Consider the following 19,494-nt stretch of genomic DNA (forward strand, 5'->3'; position numbering starts at 1 on the left):
CGTGTTCGTCAGGGAGGCGCGCGTTCGTCGGGGAAGGAGTGCCGCGGTCAGGCCGATTTGCTGGCGGGGGCGGCGCGCCGGCGGCGGGAGCGGCGGCGTGGGGCGGCCTTGCGGATGAACTCGCGGGCGGCGACCTGGATCTCGGCGGCGGCCGGTTCGCTGGTGTAGCGCTCGGTGCGGGTCATCGCGCCGACCTCGCTCATCCGGTGAATCAGCGGCCGGACCCGGAACTCGGCCGGAGTTTCGATGACGCTGGTCAGGGCCGTCAGGGCGCCGTCCAGCTGGCCGAGTTCCAGGTGGGCCTTGACCTGCTGGAGGCGGACCATCCGCTCCGCGCCCGGGTTGCGGTGGGCGGGCGGGGACTGCTCGAACTCGGCCATGCTGTGCTCGGCGTGCTCGAGGGTCTTGCCGGCCCGGCCGAGCGCGAGGTGGGCGTCGGACCACAGGCCCTCCGCGCGGGGCGGCGTACAGAGCAAGGGGCCGGCCAGCTCGTACTCGCCGTACCGCTCGGGCATGCGCTGGGCTGCGGTCAGCGCGGTCCGGGCTTGGTCGATCCGGCCGGTGCGGGCCAGATCGACGGCCAGGGCGCTGGCCAGGAACAGCCGCGACGAGCCGGTCGCGTACTGCAGCCCGGACTCGGCGTACTCGGCGGCGCGGGAGAAGTCGTCCTGCCAGAACGCGGCGGTGTGCTGGGTGGCGCGCACCCAGGCCCGCAGGTCGGCGTGGTCGGCCGCCTCGGCGCAGGCCCACGCCGTACGGGTGTGGTTCTCGGCGAGATCGGGGCGGCCGAGGTCGACCGACATCCAGCCGAGCATGATCAACGCCCAGCCGGCCGCGGTGTAGAGCTCCCGGCTCTGCCCCGGCGACTGCCGCCCGGTCAGCAGCCGGAAGGCCCGGTCGCGCACCGACCGGCTGCGCAGGAACAGGTCCTTGGTCGGCATCCGCAGGTACTCCTGGCAGACCCGGTGGATGTCGGCGTGCAGCTGTTCGACGGTGAGGTCACCGACATTCGACTCCTCGGCGACGCTCAGCATGGTGGCCGACTCGTCGCCGGCCTCGACCAGCACCTGCTCCAGCCCGAGCACCGCGGACGCACTCAGGTCGAGCTCGGCCGGCCCGCTCCGGCCGCCGGGGGAGAAGCCCAGCTCGTTGTCCGTGGCAACCTTCAGCACGTGTCGCAGCCCGGACCGGTAGGCCGCGCCCGGCCAGCGCACGACGCCGCGCTCCAGCTTCGCGATGTAGTGCCCGTCCAGGTCGTACTCGACCCCGGTGGTTTCCCACAGCCACGCACAGACCGCCTCCGCGAGCTCGGCCCTGGACATGTGCTCGCCCGGCGCGCGCCGCGACGGCGTCCGCTCGCGGGCATCCCGCAACAACCCGTTCACCTCCGACATGTCCGTCACTGTAGGAGTGCGAACACGCGCGGTGACCACGAAAACCGCCGCTGTGGATGAACTGCCCCGTGATGCCCCGAGATGCCCCACTGATCTGCCCCACGCAGGGTCAGCGGCCGCGCTTCCACCACGGTTTCGGCTGCTTGGGGACGGCGGCCAGCCAGCTGGACGGGATCTGCCAGCGCTTGGCCTCCAGGGTCGCGAAGTACTGGTCTTTCAGGCTCTCCGGCAGCCAGTACGTCGCGCGCTGGTGGTTGACGACCTCGAAGTACGTCGTACTGCGGGATCGGGCCCAGACCGTTGCCGCCGACGAGCAGTAGGCGAGCCGGGTGTAGTCCCAGCGGGCCTGGTCGTCGTCCACGTTGAAGCGTCGTTCGTGCACCGTGAACGGGCCCCACTTGTCCGGCGGCCGTCGCCCGGACTCCTCGATCAGGCCCTGGACCAGCGCCCGGTCGTCGGTCATCTCGTCCGGCAGCACCAACCGCCGCGGATCGAGCACCGCCTCGACACCCCACGGCCCCGCCACCTGGAGGAACGTCTCCAGCAACGCGAACCCGACCTCGGCCCGCTCGAACCCGTTCAACTCGGCCCGCAACGTGGTGACCGCTTCCTCCGGCACGCTTCCCACCCTAGCGGGCTGGGTACCGCGTGGTCATGAACGACGACGCACAGGCATCCCCCCGGCCGCGGCCCGAAGGAGTCGACGACGACGCGACGGTACTGGCGGTCGGCCGGCTCACCCACGCCCTCGAAACGGTGAACCGCGCCCGCGGCTACCTGTACGGCTTCCACGAGTTGACTGGCCGCGCAGACAACGAGTTGGACGACGTCGTCCAGCGCTTCCGCGACGCCGGCCACGACGAGTTCGCGGACAAGATCGAACGCGAACTGCTCGGCCGCAACGTGATCGACAACCGCTGGACCTTCCAGATCGTCGACGACTACGAGACCGGCTACTACGCGTTGTTCACCGAGTTGGAGCAGAAGGCCCGCGACGAGTTCTGCGGCGGCGTCCGCCACCTCCGCGAAGCCGAAATGAAACGCGACCGCCGAACCCCCGGCCTCCCGGGCCACGAGCTGAAACCGGACCGCGACCACCCGAAATAAGCTGCCCGAGCAGCACGATTCTGAGGCGTGCGCGGTTGGCGGGGCAGACCGGGGCACGCACCTTGGGCGCACCCAATCCCTGCCCCGCTGACCACTGATTCCGACCGGCCGCCATCGCGACCGGCGAGTCGGCGAGCGCGTAGCCGATGGTCTGCGGGCTCTGGTTCATGAACCGGCGGCCGGGGCAGCATCCTCGGCAGGAGCGCGTTGCCCACGCTGGTGCTGACCACGTCCGCATCGGCGCGCACGGGTGGGGCGCGGCCGGTCCGGTTCCAGCGGCGTGCTCGGGACCGGCGTGGCGTCGGGCGCGCCGGTGATCGACGCTCGCCGTTCGCGCTCGCCCTTTCGCGCTCGCCCTTTCGTGCTTGCCTTTGGCGACGGCAGGCGCGCTGGTTCGGGCCGTAGGCCGACGAAGCCGACCTGCATCACCGATCAACCTGCGCCCGCCTGGCCAGACCGAGCGGGTGTACGCCTGCGGAGGCGAGTTGCAGGAGCGTTGGTCGGTGGTGCAGATTCGCCCGGAAGCCCGGAAGCCCGGAAGCCCGGAAGCCCGGAAGCCCGGAAGCCCGCAAGCCCGCAAGCCCGCAAGCCCGCAAGCCCGCAAGCCCGCAAGCCCGCAAGCCCGCAAGCCCGCAAGCCCGCAAGCCCGCAAGCCCGCAAGCCCCGTGCGTCCGCCCGACGACTCGCCGGACACCCGCAGGTCGGCTGGCTTGTCCGCTGCTCACCGGTCGCCGCCCACCGGCCGGTCGCCCGGCGTACGTCCATCTCGACCAGGACAGGTTCACATCCGGACGCAGATCGTCCGAATTGGGCTCTACAGTGCCGATATGACCGAGCTCGGAACGGATTGGCGGGTCGTCGACGGCGTTGCGACGGCATGGTTCGACGCGCCTTCGCTGATCGAGGGGGCTGCGCTGGCCGGGCGGATCGTGGAGCTGTCGGCCGACACCTTGCTCGACCTGCGCGCGACAGGCCTGCGGGTGCGCCTCGACTCGGTCGAGCACGCCGAGGCGGTGTCGGCAGCGGCGCGGGATCTCGGGCTGGCCGCGAATCCTGCCGCTCTGCAGCAGCTGAGCGTGGTGTTCGAGTCCACGAACCCGTCTGAGGTGAGGCAGTTCTGGCAGCGGGTGCTCGACTACGTACCTGAGGAGGACGGCGGTTTGGCGGATCCGTTGCGGCGCGACCCCGCGCTACGGATCCGGCAGTCGACCGAGTCACGGCCGTTGCGAAACCGCATCCACCTCGACGTGGTGCGGCCGGCCGCGGCGGTCGAGCAGTTGGGTCTCGGTGAGCCGTCCGGACCGTACGGGGTCTGCCACTCCGACCCGGACGGCAACGACGTCGACTTGGTGCCGGGCGGGGCGCTTGGCGAGAGGGCTGGGACGGACGACTGGCAGGCGGTGTTCAGCGCGATGGTGTGCTACCGCGTGGGAACGCCGACGCAGCAGCGCGACCTGGCCGCCGCAGCAGCGGCACTGGCCGACGACATGGGCTTTCCGCTGCTGGTCGACCTGCGCCCCGGGCTGGTGATCATCGACAGCGGCAAGGACCAGTGGGAGAAGGATGCCCACGGCCTCGACCTCGACTTCACCGACCTCGCCGAAAACCTCCAGACCGCCGCCCGCGACCTCGGGGCAACTGTTGATCTGGGGCTCCCGCGCTTCACTCAACTGTTCCTCGACGCCGCCGATGTCGCCGCGGTCCGCGAGTTCTGGCTCGCCGCACTCGGCTACACCCCCGACCGACGAACCGGCGCCAGCGACATCCACGATCCGCGGCGGTTGAACCCGGTGCTGCTGTTCCAACAGCTCGACGCCTCGGACACGGAACGACGTCGCCAGCGCAACCGCATCCACTTCGAACTCGCCGTGCCGGCGGACCTCGCGCAGGCGCGCGTCACCACGACCGTCGCAGCAGGCGGCCGGCTTCTTGACGAGGCGGAAAATCGCTGGCGGATCGCCGACCCCGAAGGCAACGAAATGGTGATCGTCAGTGGGGGATGAGCGCGCGTCCGCTGAGCTCCACGCTCGGCGGTTTCCCGTCAACGAGCGGATCTCCCGCCGCACTCGGCACCGAACACGCACGCGACCTGAAGGACAAGCACGCCAAGCTTGAACGCCAGGGACCGCGCGCCGGTCAACGACGGTGATGGTGCCGGCCGACGACTCGGCTCGGGGGAAGCCACCGCTGCCGCCGCGGTCGACAGCGGCGCGTAGACAGCAGCTTGGGAAACCTGGTGATGCAGCAGCAGGCTCAAGAGGCTGACCCGGCTGCTGGACGGGTCGGGCTCGGCCGGTTGCTCCGGCATCGCCGTCTTCGGCACCAGGCCGGTCGCGTCCCACTCGGCCAACCCCTAGCCACCCGGCCGACAGGTCGTCGCAGACAAGCCGTCGCCGGCCGGCCTCGTGCGTCGTCGGAGCCGGGCATGATCGGGATCTTCGACCGCTCGCACTACGAGGACGGGCTGGGAAACGCGCCACCACATCGCACAGCCGATGCGCGGACGTGCACCACTCACCAACCGGCGCCAGCACGAGTCGAGCCAGTCGTCCCCCGCCTGAGCAGATGTGTTGGCGGACGGTTGATGAGTGCTGCACGTCCGCTCGCCCGGCAACAGCGAGTCAACCCGGTCGACTGCGCTGCCGTCGGTGCGCACCCGTCACGTCTTGCTTGGTTGGCCGACCTCCACCACCGAGCAACCTGCGCCCACTTGGCTGCACCGAGTCGGTGTGCGCCTGCCGAGGTGCGCCGGATGCCAGTTGGTCGGTGCTGGAGGTCCGCCCGCTCGCCCGCTGCCCGCTCGCCCGAGCGCCGAGCCGGCTGACCGGGCCGACTCATGCGCCGCTGCCCGCTCCCCGCTCGCCCGCGCCCCTCTCGCGCTCGTCCCAACGCGGCCGGTCTCCACCGCACTGGTACGCGAACAAGTCAGGCGGCCGCGGACCGGCTGTTCCTGATCCCGTTGCGTAGGTGCACCGCGTCAGAGAACGTGTCGCTCAGCACCTCAACCGCCGCAGGAGCGCGACGTCGTCCGTCCGCCAATCGCCAGCATGGTGCCGAAGACCTTTCGGCCGGCTGCCCGTGGTCAACCGCGAGGTGCCGGCAACCGCCGTGGAGGTGTCCGGGACGACGTAGGTGGCGAGGGAGGCCGGGCTCAACCCGGAGGGTGTACGCGGTCGTCATCGACGCGGCCCTCCCGGCCACGCCGCTATCCCAGCCACGCTGCCATCCCGGCCACGCTGCCATTCCGGCCACGCCGCTATCCCGGCAACGGAGCGACACCTCTCGTCGGCCGCTCGACCGAGATGGCCGCCCGGCTAGCTCGACCATCCCGACACCCGCGGCTATCCCGGCATTCGCCGCTATCCCGGGCCATCGGGGCACACGCGGCCATCCGGGCACACGCGGCCATCCGGGGAAACCCGGCCATCCGGCAACGCGGTCGGAGAGGTGGTCAGCGTCGGCGCCGGCGACCTGGCCTACATCGGCAACCTGCTGGAGATGGTGGCCCGGGCGGGCCACGGCGGGCACCCGTACGTTGTACGCGCCTGTCCTCCCGCCAAACGCGGCTGTCCCGGCACGCCGCCCGACCAGCAACGAGCCCGCCGGGGCAAGCGGGCGGGCCGAATCGGATGTGCGGGCTCGGCAATTCGACCGCCGACCGAGAACCCTCTCCGACGACGGCCGGACGGCGTTCGCGACGGTGCGGACCTGATTGGGGAACGTCCGGATGGCTGAACTCGCGGTGGGGCTCGCCTGACAACCTGGACCCGCCCGCTGGAACTGCGCGGGCGGGTCAATGAACCGTCAGTTGACGGCCGGGAGCTTCTCGAGCGCCGCGGCTACCGCGGCCTGGAGGTCGGCGTCGTTCCAGGCTCGGTCGGTGATGGTGCCGGACAGGTAGGAGTCGTAGGCGGCCAGGTCGAGGTGGCCGTGGCCGCAGAGGGCGGTGAGGATGACTTTTTCCTCGCCGGATTCCTTGCAGCGTTGGGCTTCCTCGATGGTGGCGGCCAGGGCATGGGTGGGTTCGGGGGCGGGGACGATGCCTTCGGTGCGGGCGAACAGGACGCCGGCGGCGAAGCACTCGGACTGGGGCTTGGCGATCGCTTCGATCTCGCCGGTTTCGTACAGGTGGCTGATCAGCGGGCTCATGCCGTGGTAGCGCAGGCCGCCGGCGTGGATCGGGTCGGGCACGAAGTCGTGGCCGAGGGTGTGCATCTTCATCAGCGGGGTCATGCCGAGGGTGTCGCCGAAGTCGTACGCGTATGTGCCCTGGGTCAGCGTCGGGCAGGCCTCGGGCTCGACCGCGCGGACGATCGGGGACTGGCGACCGGCCCACTTCTCCCGCAGGAACGGGAACGCCAGGCCGCCGAAGTTGGAGCCGCCGCCGGTGCAGCCGACGATCAGGTCGGGGTTCTCGCCGACCATCGCGAGCTGCATCAGGGCTTCCTCGCCGATGATCGTCTGGTGCAGCAGCACGTGGTTCAGCACCGAGCCGAGCGCGTAGTGCACGGACTCGTCCTGCACGGCCATCTCGACCGCCTCGCTGATCGCGATGCCGAGCGAACCGGTGGAGTCCGGGTTCTCGGCCAGGATCTTGCGGCCGGCCTCGGTCAAATCGGACGGGCTCGGGTGGACGGTTGCGCCGAACACCTCCATCATCGTGCGCCGGTACGGCTTCTGGTCGTACGACGCCCGGACCTGCCAGACCTCGCACTCCAGCCCGTACTGCGCGCAGGCGAACGCCAGCGCCGTACCCCACTGGCCGGCGCCGGTCTCGGTGGTCAGCTTCCGGATCCCGGCCTTGGCGTTGTAGTAGGCCTGCGGGACGGCCGTGTTCGGCTTGTGCGAACCGGCGGGGGAGACGCCTTCGTACTTGTAGTAGATCCGCGCGGGCGTATCGAGCGCCTTCTCCAGCCGGTGCGCCCGGTACAGCGGGCTCGGCCGCCAGAGCCGGTACACGTCGAGCACCTCACCAGGGATGTCGACGTACTGGTCCTGCGACACCTCCTGCAGGATCAGGTCCATCGGGAACAACGGCGCCAGGTCCTCCGGTCCGACCGGCTGACCGGTCCCCGGATGCAGCACTGCCGGCGGTGGTGTCGGCAGATCGTGCAGCACGTTGTACCACCGGGTGGGCAGTTCGTCCTCGGGCAACAGGATCTTCGTCGGCGTCGTCATGCAGCAAAGTTAGGCCCGCGCGGGTTCCCCGGCAATGCACCGAAGAGGAACTCATTGCGCACTTACCGCGCACTTCTCCGGACGCCCCGCGCGAAGCCACACCAGCTCGAAGCCGCCTACCACTGACTCCCATCAGGACGGACCAGCAGCTCGCTCATCACGACCCGCGCCGGCCGGCTGACGATGAACGCGATGGTGTCCGCGATGTCCTCAGCCTCGAGCAACGTCGAATCCGCCCAGGAGTCCTTGTTCGCCTCGAGCACCTCCGCCCGGATGTGGGTGAACAGTTCGGTCGCGACCGGGCCCGGCTCGACCAGTGAGATCCGGACGTGCCGCCCGGCGACCTCCTGGCGCAGCGCCTCGCTGAAGGCCCCGACGCCCTGCTTGGTCAGGCTGTACACAGCAGATCCGGCCACTGGGAAGCGGCCCGCGAGTGAGCTGACGTTGACGATGTCAGCGGTACGGCGAGCGCCCGCAGCCGCAGTGAGCAGATGCGGCAGCGCGGCGTGGGTCGTGTAGAGCAGTCCCTGCAGGTTGATCCTGATCATCCGGTCCCACTCCTCGACCGGCGCGCTCTCGGCCGGGCCCAGCAGCATGATGCCGGCGTTGTTGACGAGCGTGTTCAGGCCGCCGAAAGTCTCGACCGTCTGCTCCACTGCGGCGGTGGCCTGCAGTTGGTCGGTGATGTCCGCCTCGATGGCGAGCGCCGTGCCGCCGTCGGCCCGGATCCGCTCGGCGAGCTCGTCGAGGCGGTCCTTGCGCCGGGCAACCAGTGCGACGTTCGCGCCCTGGGCGGCGAGGGTGAGCGCGGTGGCCGCGCCGATGCCACCACTGGCTCCGGTGACGAGAACGGGCGTGTCGGTCAGCGAGATGCTCATGGTTCCTCCGTGGTTCGTGATCGGTGACCACAGGAGGATGACACCATCGTAAGACTTACGGCAATGTCATGTGACATTGGCGTCATTCTTACGGTGCTGTCAAGAATGGCGCTAGGCTGACTATCGTGACGAGCGACGAGCACCCGACGAGCACCCAACGCCTAGGGGTGGATCAGGCGCCCAAGGGCTTGTCCGTGGTGCAGGACCTGTTGAACACGGCCGGTATGACCGTCGCGCCCTTGCCCGATCTGCTCGCCGACGAGACGACGGCGCAGAGCGCGGTCGATGCGTCGATGCGGACCTGGGGCGAGCAGACCGGGCAGACGCCGGCCCGGATCTCGATCTCCCCGCAGGACCTGCCCGCTCTCCGTGAGCTCCGCGACCAGGTCCGCGGTTGGCTCACCGGCGAAGCCCAGGACAGCGCTCCGTCCCGGCTGGCAGTCGATATCTCGTTCCGTGGAGACCGCTTCGAGTACGAGCCGCAGGGCGGTGGCGCTGCCGCGGTCGCCTCGTTGGTGCTCATGGAGGCATTGCTCGCCGCGCGCACCGGCACGCTCGCCCGCCTCAAGATCTGCCGGAACCCCGCCTGCGGCGCGGCGTTCTACGACCTGTCACGTAACAGCGCGCGGGTCTGGCACGACATGAAGACCTGCGGCAACGTGATGAATCTTCGTGCCTCGCGGGCCCGCCGGAAAGACCCTTCGGCGACCTGACGCATCCGGCGCGCATCAGGCCGGCCGGCCCGAGGGGGGCATCAGGTCGAGCGCCCGGTGAGCCGATCACGCAGCCGGTCCACCAGCCCGACCCCGGGCCCGACCAGCTTGTGGAACAGCGCTGAGTTCGGCGCGCCCGGATGCGGTCGTGTCGGAGCCGCCTGCTTCGCCACCTCCACCTTGTCCTTGAGGCTGACCAGCCGGTCCGCCGGGATGTTGGCTCGCAGCAGCGGGAACTGTTCGCCCTCCTCGTCGCGCACGTGGTCGCGCAGTACGTCCCGCAGCTCGGCGACGGTCTCCATGAACTGCGGGTCGCCGGCGTCCAGGCCTTCCAACCGCTTCATCAGCACCTCGAGCTCGTGGTGCTCCTGCTTGTCGTGCTCGACCGCTTCCTCGCCGTTCGGCAGGTGCTCACGCATCTCCGGATAGACGAACATCTCCTCGGCCACCGCGTGCCGCACCAGTTCGGCGATCAGCTGGTCGGCCGTCTCCCGCCGCTCCGCGGGGTCGGTGGTCGCGCTGAGCTGCGCGACGAGCTGCTCGAACTCCCGGTGATCCGCGGTCAGGACGTCGATCACGTCGTTCCCGGCCCCGGTCTGGCTGGCGTCCATCGTCTTCTCCTCGCAGGTGACGGTTGGACCCCTCGGTACCCGCCCCAGCAGCCAGTACGCCGAGCCGCTCAGCCGAGCTCCGACGCACTCCGCAGCCGCCCGATCGTGCGATCGCCACCCACCACGTAGATCACGTCGGACGGCTGGTCGCGACCCAACGCCTCCGCCGGGCTCAGACCGGCGAGCTGCTTCGCCAGCATCCGCCCGATCATCTCGTGCGACACCAGCAGCGGCCGGCGCGATCCGCTCCGGGCAACAGCGTCCAGCACCCGACCGGCCCGCCGGTCGGCATCCGAGTAGCTACGTTCCACTCCGTCTGACCGTGGCGCGCCAAGTAGACCGCCTCGAACACCAACTAGTACGCCGGAGCCGGCGCAGGTGTCGCGGAAGGCTGGTCCACGCCGAGCCAGTGATCGATGTCGGCCAGCAGACTCTTCTGAACGGCGTCCGGCGCGGTCGAGGCGAGCACCGAACCGCGCGCCAGGTCGGCGATCTCCTCGTCGGTGAAGCCGTGCACCGAGCGGGCGGTCTCGTACTGCTCCGCGAGGCGCGAGCCGAAGAGCAGCGGGTCGTCGGCGCCTAGCGCGATCCGCGCGCCCGCGTCGTACAGGTGGCGGAGTGGGACGTCCTCGGCGCGCTGGTAGACGCCGAGCGAGACGTTGGACGCCGGGCAGACCTCGAGCGCGACCTGCGCGTCGACCAGTCGCTTGAGCAGCTCCGGGTCTTCGACGGAGCGGACGCCGTGGCCGATGCGCCCCGCGCCCAGCTCGTCCAAGCAGGTGCGGACGGTGGCCGGGCCGCAGAGCTCGCCGCCGTGCGGGGCCGCGAGCAGCCCGGCGTTGCGCGCGATGCGGAAGGCCGGGGCGAACTCCGACGTGGTGCCGCGCCGCTCGTCGTTGGACAGGCCGAAGCCGACCACGCCGCGGCCGACGTACTGGGAGGCGAGGCGGGCCAGCGTGCGCGCGTCGAGCGGGTGCCGGGTGCGGTTGGCGGCGATCACCACCTGCACCTCGATGCCGGTGGTGGCGGCCGCGTCGCGGGCGGCGTCCAGGACCAGGTCGGTGAACTCGGTGATGCCGCGGAAGCGGTTCGCGTAGCCGGACGGGTCGACCTGGATCTCCAGCCAGCGGGAGCCGTCCGCGGCGTCGTCCTCGGCGGCCTCGCGCACCAGCCGGCGTACGTCGTCCTCGGTGCGCAGCACGGACCGGGCGATGTCGTACAGCCGCTGGAACCGGAACCAGCCGCGCTCGTCGGCCGCGGACAGGTCCGGCGGCCAGTCGGTCCGCAGCGCGTCGGGCAGCCGGACGCCGTGCTTGTCGGCGAGCTCGACCAGCGTGAGGTGACGCATCGACCCGGAGAAGTGCAGATGCAGATGGGCTTTCGGAAGAAGCCGCAGGTCGCGTGGCGCCATCACAGAAGGTTACCGACCTTCACCCCGGCGCCGGAAACCGGGCGGTCCCCGGACCGCCGAACGGCCCGCCGGAAACGATCCGGCGGGCCGTCGTACAACAGTTGAAAACTCAGCCGAGCAGCTTGGCGATCCGCGAGACGCCCTCGGTCAGGTCGTCGTCGCCGAGCGCGTAGGACAGCCGCAGGTAGCCGGGGGCGCCGAACGCCTCACCCGGTACGACGGCCACCTCGGCCTCGTCCAGGATGATCTCGGCCAGCTCCGCCGAGGTGGCCGGGGTGCGGCCGTTGATCTCCTTGCCGAGCACGCCCTTCACCGACGGGTAGGCGTAGAACGCGCCGGTCGGCTCCGGGCACTCGACGCCGGGGATCTCGTTCAGCATCGACACCATCAGCTTGCGGCGCCGGTCGAACGCGACCTTCATCTCGTCGACCGCGCTCAGGTCACCGGCCAGCGCGGCGATCGCGGCCCGCTGGGCGACGTTGTTCACGTTCGAGGTCTGGTGCGACTGCAGGTTGGTCGCGGCCTTGATGACGTCCTTGGGGCCGATCATCCAGCCGACCCGCCAGCCGGTCATCGCGTACGTCTTGGCGACGCCGTTCAGCACGACGGTCTGGTCGGCGATCTCGGGCACGGCCACCGGCAGCGAGGTGAACTTGGTGTCGCCGTAGGTCAGGTGCTCGTAGATCTCGTCGGTGATCACCCAGATGCCGTGCTCCAGCGCCCAGCGGCCGATCGCCTCGATCGCCTCCGGGGTGTCCACCGCGCCGGTCGGGTTCGACGGGGAGCAGAACAGCAGCGCCTTGGTCTTCTCGGTCCGGGCCGCCTCCAGCTGCTCGACGGTGACCAGGTAGTTCTGGCTCTCGTCGGCCAGCACCTCGACCGGGACGCCGCCGGCCAGCTGGATGGTCTCCGGGTAGGTCGTCCAGTACGGCGCCGGCAGCAGCACCTCGTCGCCCGGGTCGAGCAGGGTGGCGAAGGTGTTGTAGACCGCGTGCTTGCCGCCGTTGGTCACCAGGACCTGGGCCGCCTCGATCTCGTAGCCCGAATCCCGCTTGGTCTTCTCGACGATCGCCTGCTTGAGCTCGGGCAGACCACCGGCCGGGCTGTAGCGGTGGTTCTTCGGATCGCGGGCGGCCGCGACGGCCGCCTCGACGATGTAGTCGGGCGTCGGGAAGTCCGGTTCGCCGGCGCCGAAGCCGATCACCGGACGACCGGCCGCCTTGAGCGCCTTGGCCTTGGCGTCGACCGCCAGGGTGGCCGACTCGGAGATTGCACCAATCCGTGCAGAGATGCGGGAAGCCATGGCCCCATCCTGGCACCACCGGGCGCGCGGTGACATCTCGGTATCGGTTGGTGACACCTCGACCGCCCGGGAGCGGGGAACGATCGCGGGGTGGGTGGCGTTTGTACCCGGTGAAGGCTGTATGGTTCTGCTCGCGGTACGGCGCCCGGCGGGGGTCGTGGCGGGGAGAGCCTCAGTTCGACCAGGTGGCTTCCACCCCGTACACTCTTCTAGTCCGGGCGTAGATGGCCCTGATCCGGCATGCCCTGAAGGATGTCGATCGAGGTCAGCGGCGTCCGGGAGAGATTGCAGAGGGCACTAGCTCAACTGGCAGAGCATCGGTCTCCAAAACCGAAGGTTGGGGGTTCAAGTCCCTCGTGCCCTGCAACTCCTGACCGGCGCAGGGCCGGTCAGGCCGCCGCTAGCGAAAGAGGTAGGTCGTGACGGAGACGCGCACCCCGGCACCGTCCGGCGCCGGTCAGCCTGCGGAAAGCAAGTCGGGCAACCGGCTGCTGCGGTTCTACCGCCAGGTGGTCGCCGAGCTCCGCAAGGTCGTCTGGCCGACGCGCAAGCAGCTCTCCACCTACTTCGTGGTCGTGCTGACCTTCGTGGTGTTCGTCATCGCGATCGTGTCCGTGCTCGACCTGGCCTTCGGCTGGGCGATGTTCAAGATCTTCGGCTGACGTTCCCGCCGAGGCGATCCACCGGCCGAGCGGTCGACCACGAGCTGACCGCCACAGACAACACCCGATGCACAGATGACGGAGTACAACGTGTCCGAGCGTGACGACGAGGTCCTCGACTTCGAGGACGACTTCGACTTGTCCGCTGTCGCCGACGACGATGACGACGTCGAGCTGGATCTGGATCTCGACCTGGACCTCGACGACGACGATGACGAGGTCGTGATCGCCGATGACGACGACGACGACCCGTTCGTCGACGTCGCCGCCGAGACCGAGTACGCCGCCGACGACGAGGCCGAGGACGGCGCCGCCGACTCCGACGACTCCGACGACGAGCCGGTCGTGATCGTGGCGGCGGCCAACGCCGCCGAGGACGACGAGGTGGTCACCACCGCCGACGTCGAGGACGCCACCGAGGAGCTCGGGGCGCAGACCGCCGAGACCGCTCCGGACGACACCGAGGAGCCGGCCGGCACCGACGAGGTCGTCTTCAGCTCCGCCGGTGAAGACGACGACGAAGACGACGACGAAGCCGACGACGCGGACATGGACGCCTTCGCGGCGACCGCCGCCGCCTCCGCCGCGACGGACGACGACGAGGCCGAAGAGGCCGAGCCGGAGGAGCCGGGCGACCCGCTGGAGGAGCTGCGCAGCACGCTGCGCTCGCAGATCGGCGACTGGTACGTGGTGCACACGTACTCGGGGATGGAGAACCGGGTCAAGTCCAACCTGGAGAACCGGATCACCTCCCTGAACATGGAGGACTACATCTTCGAGATCGTCGTGCCGACCGAAGAGGTCGCCGAGATCAAGAACGGGCAGCGCCGGATGGTGAAGCGCACCGTGCTCCCCGGCTACGTGCTGGTCCGGATGGACCTGACCGACGAGTCCTGGTCGACCGTGCGGCACACGCCGTCGGTGACCGGCTTCGTCGGCAACAGCCAAAAGCCCGTACCGCTCAGCCTCGAAGAGGTCGAGAAGATGCTCGCTCCGGCCGTCGTGGCGGCGGCCGAGGCGGCGGCAGCCGAGACGGGTGCCGCACCCACCAAGACCGCGGCCAAGAAGAAGGTCGAGGTCGCCGACTTCGGTGTGGGCGACTCGGTCATGGTGGTCGACGGGCCGTTCGCGACCCTGCACGCCACGATCACGGAGATCAATGCCGACGCCCAGCGGATCAAGGCGCTGGTGGAGATCTTCGGCCGGGAAACCCCGGTGGAACTCAGCTTCAGCCAGATCCAGAAAGTCTAAGGACCCGAAATGCCTCCCAAGAAGAAGATCGCTGCCCTGGTCAAGGTGCAGCTGCAGGCCGGTGCCGCGACGCCGGCACCGCCGGTCGGTACCGCGCTCGGTCCGCACGGCGTCAACATCATGGAGTTCTGCAAGGCGTACAACGCCCAGACAGAGTCCATGCGTGGCAACGTCGTTCCGGTCGAGATCACGATCTACGAAGACCGGTCCTTCACGTTCGTCACCAAGACGCCGCCGGCGCCGGAGATGATCAAGAAGGCCGCTGGTCTGCAGAAGGGCTCGCCGGTCCCGCACAAGGACAAGGTCGGCAAGATCACCAAGGACCAGGTCCGCGAGATCGCCACCACCAAGATGCCGGACCTGAACGCCCGCGACATCGACGCCGCGATGAAGATCATCGAGGGCACCGCCCGCTCGATGGGTGTCACCGTCGACAAGTGAGCCACCGGCTCATCCCGTAGTACCCAGAAAACTTAGGTAGTTGTGGCAGGGCGAAGCGCCGCCCGAGGACCACGCCCCAGAGAGGAACCACTGATGGCTCAGCGCAGCAAGGCATACCGCGCGATCGCGGAGAAGATCGACTTCGACAAGCTGTACACCCCGCTCGAGGCGATCAAGCTCGCCAAGGAAGCGGCCGGCAGCAAGAAGTTCAACTCCACGGTCGACGTGGCGATGCGCCTCGGGGTCGACCCCCGCAAGGCCGACCAGATGGTGCGCGGCACCGTCAACCTTCCGCACGGCACCGGCAAGACGGCACGGGTCCTCGTCTTCGCCACCGGTGAGAAGGCCGAGGCCGCCAAGGCCGCCGGCGCCGACTTCGTCGGCGACGACGACCTGATCAAGAAGGTGACCGACGGCTGGCTCGACTTCGACGCCGTCGTCGCCACCCCCGACCTGATGGGCAAGGTCGGCCGCCTGGGCCGCGTGCTCGGCCCGCGTGGTCTGATGCCGAACCCGAAGACCGGCACGGTCACCCCGGACGTGACGAAGGCTGTCACCGACATCAAGGGCGGCAAGATCGAGTTCCGGGTCGACCGGCACGCGAACCTGCACTTCATCATCGGCAAGGCGTCGTTCGACGAGGCGCAGCTGGTGGAGAACTACGGCGCCGCGCTGGAGGAGATTCTCCGGCTGAAGCCCTCCAGCTCCAAGGGCCGCTACATCAAGAAGACGGTCTTCTCGACCACGATGGGTCCGGGTGTCCAGGTGGACCCCAACGTGACCCGCAACCTGCTGGGCGAGGACGACAACGCCTGAGCTTCGGCTCACTGAAAGGCCCCGGTCTGCTGACCGGGGCCTTTCGCTTGTTCAGACGCGGGTGACGAGGTCGGAAGTCAGCTGCTCGGGGTCGGGGACTCCGACCAGGGCCAGGGCGTGAGCGAACTCCTCGGTCAGCTCGGTGAGCATCCGCGTGACGCCGGCGGCACCACCGGCGCTGAGGGCGAACAGAGCGGGGCGGCCGACGAAGACCGCGCGGGCGCCGAGGGCCAGGGCGGCGAGCACGTGTTCGCCGCGGCGGATGCCGCCGTCGACGTACACCTCGGCGCCGGTCCCGGCGACCGCGTCGACCACCTCGGGCAGCGCGTGCGCGGTGGCGATCGCGCCGTCGAGCTGGCGGCCGCCGTGGTTGGACACGATCAGCCCGGCCGCGCCCGCCGAGACGCACCGCTGGGCGTCGTCGGCGCGAAGCACGCCCTTCACCACCACGGGCAAACCGGTCTGTTCACGCAGCCAGCCGATCACGTCCGGCGTGAGGTCGTCGGCCTTGGCCAGGTCGTCGACGGTGTAGAGCGACTCGTCGATGTTCGCCCGCAGATGTCCGGGCTGCACGGCGTCCCAGACCGTCGGTCCGTCGTCCTCCTTGCGGCCGACGACCGGCGTGTCAGCAGTCAGTACGACGGCCCGCGCGCCCGCCGCCACCGCCGCGTCGAGCATCCGCTTGGTGATGTCGCGGTTGCGGTTCACGTAGATCTGCAACCACCACGCGGCTCCGGCCGCACCGATGTCGGCGAACGTCGTCCCGGCGTTGCTCGACACCCCGAGCACCGACCCGGCCGCCGCGACGCCAGCGGACATCGCCGCCTCGCCGTCCGGATCGGCCTGCCGCTGCAGAGTCGTCGGCGCCACCAGCACGGGACCCATGACGGGAGTGCCGAGCACCGTCGTACCGGTGCTGATCGTCGACACGTCGGTCAGCACCCGCGGCCGGAACCGGTACGACGACCAGGCGGCGGTCGCCTCGCCGGCGCTCAAGCCCCCGGCCGAGCCCTGCCGGAAGTACCGGTACACCGCCTCGGGCAACTTCTCCGCCGCGGCCGCTTCCAACCCGTCGATCCATCGCATGGGCCGATCCTCGCATCCTGGGGAAACGTCTGGGCCGCCTTGTGCGCGACCCGGTAAACTGGTCAGCATGCAGCAGTGCGGGCAGCGATTTCCGCGCCCCGGCCGGCACAGTGGTGCCGACGGGGTGGGCCGCTGCTGCGCTCTCTCCCTGAGGTGACCGCGGCCGGTCGGGGTGTGCGTTTCCCCCGGACCTGCTCATCTCAGGAGACCTTCCCATGGCTGTTCTCAGCACCTCGCAACTCCACGCTGCCCTCGCCCTGCGCGACCTCACCGATCCTGCCCAGGGTCCGCACGCGCTCCAGCTGATCGTCGATGCGATCCGTACGGCGCTCGGCCAGGCCTGGCCGTACACCGAGATCTGGACCCGGCGCGACCATCCGGTCGTTCCGCTCGCCGACAACTACGACAATCTCGGGTACGCCGCCGACGCGGTCACCCGGGACGCCCGCTACACCCGGTACGCCTCAACCGGTGAGGTTCTGCGCAGCCACACCTCGGCGATGATCCCGCCGGCGTTGCGCGAACTCGCGACGTCCAGCTCGACCGACGTCCTGATGGTCTGCGCCGGCATCTGCTACCGCCGCGACTCGGTCGACTGGCAGCACACCGGTACGCCGCACCAGCTCGACCTGTGGCGGATCAGCCGCGACGTACCGCTCGGTGAGCCCGAGCTGGAGGACATGATCGAGCGCCTGGTCAGCACGGTCCTGCCCGGCCAGACCTACCGGACCGTGCCCGCCGTCCACCCGTACACGACGCACGGCCGGCAGATCGATGTCCTGCTCGACGACCAGTGGATCGAGATCGGTGAGTGCGGCGTCGCGTCGCCGGCCGTTCTGCGCCGGGCCGGTCTCGACGCGCGCTGGACCGGCCTCGCGATGGGGCCGGGCCTGGACCGGCTGATGATGCTGCGCAAGGGGATCCGCGACATCCGGCTGCTGCGCTCGACGGATCCGCGGGTGGCCTCGCAGATGCTGGATCTTCTGCCCTACAAGCCGGTGTCCGCGATGCCCGCCGTCCGCCGGGACCTGTCAGTGGTCGTCGGCGCGGACACCGATCTGTCTCCGGAGCTGCTCGGCGACCGGGTGCGCAACGCGCTCGGCCCGGCCGCCGATGTGGCCGAGGCGGTCGAGGTGCTCAGCGAGACGCCGTACGACGAACTGCCGGAGGCGGCCCGGAGCCGGCTTCAACTCACCCCAGGCCAGCGCAACGTCCTGGTCAGGCTGGTCCTTCGACCGGTGGACCACACGCTGACCGATGCCGAGGCCAACCAACTGCGTGACCAGGTCTACCGGGAGCTGCACGAGGGTGAGGTGCTGGAGCTGATCAGTTCGAGCTGATGTGACTTGTGGCAGATCCGTTGACAGCGGGGTCACCGGGCGACAACGCTCGGTGACTCCGTCGCCGTGCGTCAGGAGGATCGCCAGGTGCCCGAGCCGCAGCACCCGGCGATCCAGCTGACGCCGTACGTCTACGGCGGCATCATCGGCGTCTACACCGGCCGCGAGCTACTCGCCTCGATCATGGCTCCGCTGTCCCGGGAGATCGGGCTGAGCACGTTTCAGGTCGGGCTGATCCTGTCCACCTCGGCGCTGGCGATCATCCTGGTCAGCCCGTTCTGGGGCCGTCAGGTGACCCGGTGGGGACATCGCCCGGTGCTGATCGCGTCGATCTTCGGGGCGTCCTTCGGTCTGCTGGGATTCGCCGTCGTGGCTCATCTCGGTCTGCTCGGGGTCCTGCCCGCCGCGGTGACGTTCGCGCTCGCGCTGCTGTTCCGCGCCGTCCTGTACGGCGTGGCCAGCGGCGCGACGCCGATCGCCACCCAGTCGTACGTCGTCGCCGTCACGGTCGACCGGCGGGCGCGGGTCCGCGCGTTCGCGATGATCGGCGCGTCGTTCGGCATCGCGGGGGTCGTCGGGCCGTCGCTCGGCGGGCTGCTCGCGCTCGGAGGGCTGCTGGTGCCGCTCTACGTTCCACCGGTTCTGCTCGCGGCGATCGGCTGCTTGCTCTGGTTCAAGCTGCGGGTGCCGACGCCGGTTCTCGCCGAGACGGGTATCGCACCGGGGCGACTGAGCCCGCTGGACCGGCGGCTTCGGCCGTTTCTCCTGATCGGGTTCGTGCTGTTCTCGACGCTGAGCATTCAGGGGGTGCTGCTCGGGTTCGTCCTGCAGGACCGGCTCGGGCTGAGCGCGGAGGTCACCGTGCACCGAAGCGGTGTCGCCTTCCTCGCGTCGGGTCTGGTCTCGCTGACCGCGCAGGTGTTCTTCGTCCGTCGCTTGGCCTGGCCGCCGGCGTGGTTGCTGCGCTGCGGGTTGCCGCTGTCCCTGGCCGGCTTCGTGGTGCTGGTGTTCGCGGGCAACTTCTTCGTCATCGTGCTGGCCGCGGCGCTGGTCGGACTGGGGTACGCGTTCTCCATCCCCGGCTGCTCTGCGGGCCCGACGCTGCTGATGAAGGACCACGAGCAGGGCAGCGTCGCGGGGCTGACCAGCGCCTTCAACGGCGTGGCGGCGATCGTCGGTCCGACCGCCGCCACGGCGCTGTACGAGGTGTCCGCGCCCGCGCCGTACGCCGCCGGGGCCGTGCTGCTGGCCGCGGCGCTGGTTGTTGCCTGGAGCAACCGCGTGGCGACGTAGCGGGCGGTTG

19 protein-coding genes and 1 tRNA gene are annotated in these 19,494 nt (G+C 69.9%); 10 read left to right on the forward strand and 10 right to left on the reverse strand.

Going from position 1 to position 19,494, the window contains the following annotated elements:
* Nucleotides 1-47 precede the first annotated feature (47 nt).
* Both BWI15_RS37410 and BWI15_RS37415 read right to left on the reverse strand, forming a co-directional pair.
* A complete protein-coding gene (locus BWI15_RS37410; protein ID WP_143466125.1) occupies nucleotides 48-1,394 on the reverse strand; it encodes a hypothetical protein in 1,347 nt (448 codons plus the stop codon).
* 109 nt (nucleotides 1,395-1,503) lie between these two features.
* Complete coding sequence (locus BWI15_RS37415) at nucleotides 1,504-2,013, reverse strand: hypothetical protein (protein WP_077019180.1); 510 nt, start codon at nucleotides 2,011-2,013, stop codon at nucleotides 1,504-1,506.
* A gap of 35 nt (nucleotides 2,014-2,048) precedes the next feature.
* On the opposite strand from BWI15_RS37415, the gene BWI15_RS37420 reads away from it, so the two are divergent.
* Nucleotides 2,049-2,501 (forward strand): hypothetical protein, encoded by a 453-nt coding sequence (locus tag BWI15_RS37420; protein ID WP_077019181.1) that lies wholly within the window; start codon nucleotides 2,049-2,051, stop codon nucleotides 2,499-2,501.
* Nucleotides 2,502-2,872: 371 nt separating this feature from the next.
* Nucleotides 2,873-4,504: a VOC family protein gene (locus BWI15_RS37425; RefSeq protein ID WP_237771621.1), complete on the forward strand. Its 1,632-nt coding sequence runs from the start codon at nucleotides 2,873-2,875 to the stop codon at nucleotides 4,502-4,504.
* Nucleotides 4,505-4,542: 38 nt separating this feature from the next.
* On the opposite strand, the gene BWI15_RS37430 is transcribed toward BWI15_RS37425, so the two are convergent.
* The 3 genes from BWI15_RS37430 to BWI15_RS37445 all read right to left on the reverse strand — a co-directional run bounded on the left by BWI15_RS37430 (nucleotide 4,543) and on the right by BWI15_RS37445 (nucleotide 8,557).
* Nucleotides 4,543-4,851, reverse strand: a complete 309-nt coding sequence (locus BWI15_RS37430; protein ID WP_077019183.1) for a hypothetical protein — start codon at nucleotides 4,849-4,851, stop codon at nucleotides 4,543-4,545.
* A 1,454-nt stretch (nucleotides 4,852-6,305) separates the two neighbouring features.
* On the reverse strand, nucleotides 6,306-7,679 hold the full coding sequence (locus BWI15_RS37440; RefSeq protein ID WP_077019185.1) for a TrpB-like pyridoxal phosphate-dependent enzyme: 1,374 nt from the start codon (nucleotides 7,677-7,679) through the stop codon (nucleotides 6,306-6,308).
* A gap of 116 nt (nucleotides 7,680-7,795) precedes the next feature.
* A complete protein-coding gene (locus tag BWI15_RS37445; RefSeq protein WP_077019186.1) occupies nucleotides 7,796-8,557 on the reverse strand; it encodes an SDR family NAD(P)-dependent oxidoreductase in 762 nt (253 codons plus the stop codon).
* 125 nt (nucleotides 8,558-8,682) lie between these two features.
* Here BWI15_RS37445 and BWI15_RS37450 point away from each other — a divergent pair, with 125 nt between their 5' ends.
* Nucleotides 8,683-9,270: a CGNR zinc finger domain-containing protein gene (locus BWI15_RS37450; protein WP_077019187.1), complete on the forward strand. Its 588-nt coding sequence runs from the start codon at nucleotides 8,683-8,685 to the stop codon at nucleotides 9,268-9,270.
* Nucleotides 9,271-9,311: 41 nt separating this feature from the next.
* On the opposite strand, the gene BWI15_RS37455 is transcribed toward BWI15_RS37450, so the two are convergent.
* The 4 genes from BWI15_RS37455 to BWI15_RS37470 form a co-directional block, all read right to left on the reverse strand.
* Nucleotides 9,312-9,881, reverse strand: a complete 570-nt coding sequence (locus tag BWI15_RS37455) for a hemerythrin domain-containing protein (protein ID WP_077019188.1) — start codon at nucleotides 9,879-9,881, stop codon at nucleotides 9,312-9,314.
* A 68-nt stretch (nucleotides 9,882-9,949) separates the two neighbouring features.
* Entirely contained in the window at nucleotides 9,950-10,192 is a 243-nt protein-coding gene (locus BWI15_RS37460; protein WP_077019189.1) for a histidine phosphatase family protein, read from the reverse strand.
* A gap of 44 nt (nucleotides 10,193-10,236) precedes the next feature.
* The gene (locus BWI15_RS37465; RefSeq protein ID WP_077019190.1) at nucleotides 10,237-11,292 is read right to left on the reverse strand and encodes an adenosine deaminase; all 1,056 of its coding nucleotides are present in this window, start codon (nucleotides 11,290-11,292) and stop codon (nucleotides 10,237-10,239) included.
* A 109-nt stretch (nucleotides 11,293-11,401) separates the two neighbouring features.
* Nucleotides 11,402-12,595, reverse strand: coding sequence for a pyridoxal phosphate-dependent aminotransferase (locus tag BWI15_RS37470; RefSeq protein ID WP_077019191.1), 1,194 nt, complete (start codon nucleotides 12,593-12,595; stop codon nucleotides 11,402-11,404).
* A 291-nt stretch (nucleotides 12,596-12,886) separates the two neighbouring features.
* Between BWI15_RS37470 and BWI15_RS37475 the strand changes: the two genes are divergently transcribed.
* The 5 genes from BWI15_RS37475 (at nucleotide 12,887) to rplA (ending at nucleotide 15,765) form a co-directional block, all read left to right on the forward strand.
* Nucleotides 12,887-12,959, forward strand: a tRNA-Trp gene (locus tag BWI15_RS37475).
* A gap of 55 nt (nucleotides 12,960-13,014) precedes the next feature.
* A complete protein-coding gene (gene secE / locus BWI15_RS37480) occupies nucleotides 13,015-13,257 on the forward strand; it encodes a preprotein translocase subunit SecE (RefSeq protein WP_077019192.1) in 243 nt (80 codons plus the stop codon).
* A 549-nt stretch (nucleotides 13,258-13,806) separates the two neighbouring features.
* Nucleotides 13,807-14,508: a transcription termination/antitermination protein NusG gene (nusG, locus tag BWI15_RS40405; RefSeq protein WP_237771658.1), complete on the forward strand. Its 702-nt coding sequence runs from the start codon at nucleotides 13,807-13,809 to the stop codon at nucleotides 14,506-14,508.
* Nucleotides 14,509-14,517: 9 nt separating this feature from the next.
* A complete protein-coding gene (rplK, locus tag BWI15_RS37490) occupies nucleotides 14,518-14,949 on the forward strand; it encodes a 50S ribosomal protein L11 (RefSeq protein ID WP_077019194.1) in 432 nt (143 codons plus the stop codon).
* 93 nt (nucleotides 14,950-15,042) lie between these two features.
* The gene (rplA, locus tag BWI15_RS37495) at nucleotides 15,043-15,765 is read left to right on the forward strand and encodes a 50S ribosomal protein L1 (protein WP_077019195.1); all 723 of its coding nucleotides are present in this window, start codon (nucleotides 15,043-15,045) and stop codon (nucleotides 15,763-15,765) included.
* Nucleotides 15,766-15,816: 51 nt separating this feature from the next.
* Here the strand turns inward: rplA and BWI15_RS37500 are convergent, their stop codons facing one another.
* Nucleotides 15,817-16,851, reverse strand: a complete 1,035-nt coding sequence (locus BWI15_RS37500) for an alpha-hydroxy acid oxidase (RefSeq protein WP_077019196.1) — start codon at nucleotides 16,849-16,851, stop codon at nucleotides 15,817-15,819.
* Between the two features lie 215 nt (nucleotides 16,852-17,066).
* On the opposite strand from BWI15_RS37500, the gene srmL reads away from it, so the two are divergent.
* Together srmL and BWI15_RS37510 are read left to right on the forward strand one after the other, a co-directional pair.
* On the forward strand, nucleotides 17,067-18,191 hold the full coding sequence (srmL, locus tag BWI15_RS37505) for a PheS-related mystery ligase SrmL (RefSeq protein ID WP_077019197.1): 1,125 nt from the start codon (nucleotides 17,067-17,069) through the stop codon (nucleotides 18,189-18,191).
* 87 nt (nucleotides 18,192-18,278) lie between these two features.
* Complete coding sequence (locus tag BWI15_RS37510; RefSeq protein ID WP_077019198.1) at nucleotides 18,279-19,484, forward strand: MFS transporter; 1,206 nt, start codon at nucleotides 18,279-18,281, stop codon at nucleotides 19,482-19,484.
* Nucleotides 19,485-19,494 lie beyond the last annotated feature (10 nt).

This window comes from Kribbella sp. ALI-6-A (assembly GCF_001984195.1).
Taxonomy (GTDB): domain Bacteria; phylum Actinomycetota; class Actinomycetes; order Propionibacteriales; family Kribbellaceae; genus Kribbella.

Coding starts and splice junctions, on each gene's coding strand:
- BWI15_RS37410 (WP_143466125.1), bottom strand. CDS start 1,394: ATGTCGGAGGTGAACGGGTTGTTGCGGGATGCCCGCGAGCGGACGCCG.
- BWI15_RS37420 (WP_077019181.1), top strand. CDS start 2,049: ATGAACGACGACGCACAGGCATCCCCCCGGCCGCGGCCCGAAGGAGTC.
- BWI15_RS37440 (WP_077019185.1), bottom strand. CDS start 7,679: ATGACGACGCCGACGAAGATCCTGTTGCCCGAGGACGAACTGCCCACC.
- BWI15_RS37445 (WP_077019186.1), bottom strand. CDS start 8,557: ATGAGCATCTCGCTGACCGACACGCCCGTTCTCGTCACCGGAGCCAGT.
- BWI15_RS37455 (WP_077019188.1), bottom strand. CDS start 9,881: ATGGACGCCAGCCAGACCGGGGCCGGGAACGACGTGATCGACGTCCTG.
- BWI15_RS37465 (WP_077019190.1), bottom strand. CDS start 11,292: ATGGCGCCACGCGACCTGCGGCTTCTTCCGAAAGCCCATCTGCATCTG.
- BWI15_RS37470 (WP_077019191.1), bottom strand. CDS start 12,595: ATGGCTTCCCGCATCTCTGCACGGATTGGTGCAATCTCCGAGTCGGCC.
- nusG (WP_237771658.1), top strand. CDS start 13,807: ATGGACGCCTTCGCGGCGACCGCCGCCGCCTCCGCCGCGACGGACGAC.
- rplK (WP_077019194.1), top strand. CDS start 14,518: ATGCCTCCCAAGAAGAAGATCGCTGCCCTGGTCAAGGTGCAGCTGCAG.
- rplA (WP_077019195.1), top strand. CDS start 15,043: ATGGCTCAGCGCAGCAAGGCATACCGCGCGATCGCGGAGAAGATCGAC.
- BWI15_RS37500 (WP_077019196.1), bottom strand. CDS start 16,851: ATGCGATGGATCGACGGGTTGGAAGCGGCCGCGGCGGAGAAGTTGCCC.
- srmL (WP_077019197.1), top strand. CDS start 17,067: ATGGCTGTTCTCAGCACCTCGCAACTCCACGCTGCCCTCGCCCTGCGC.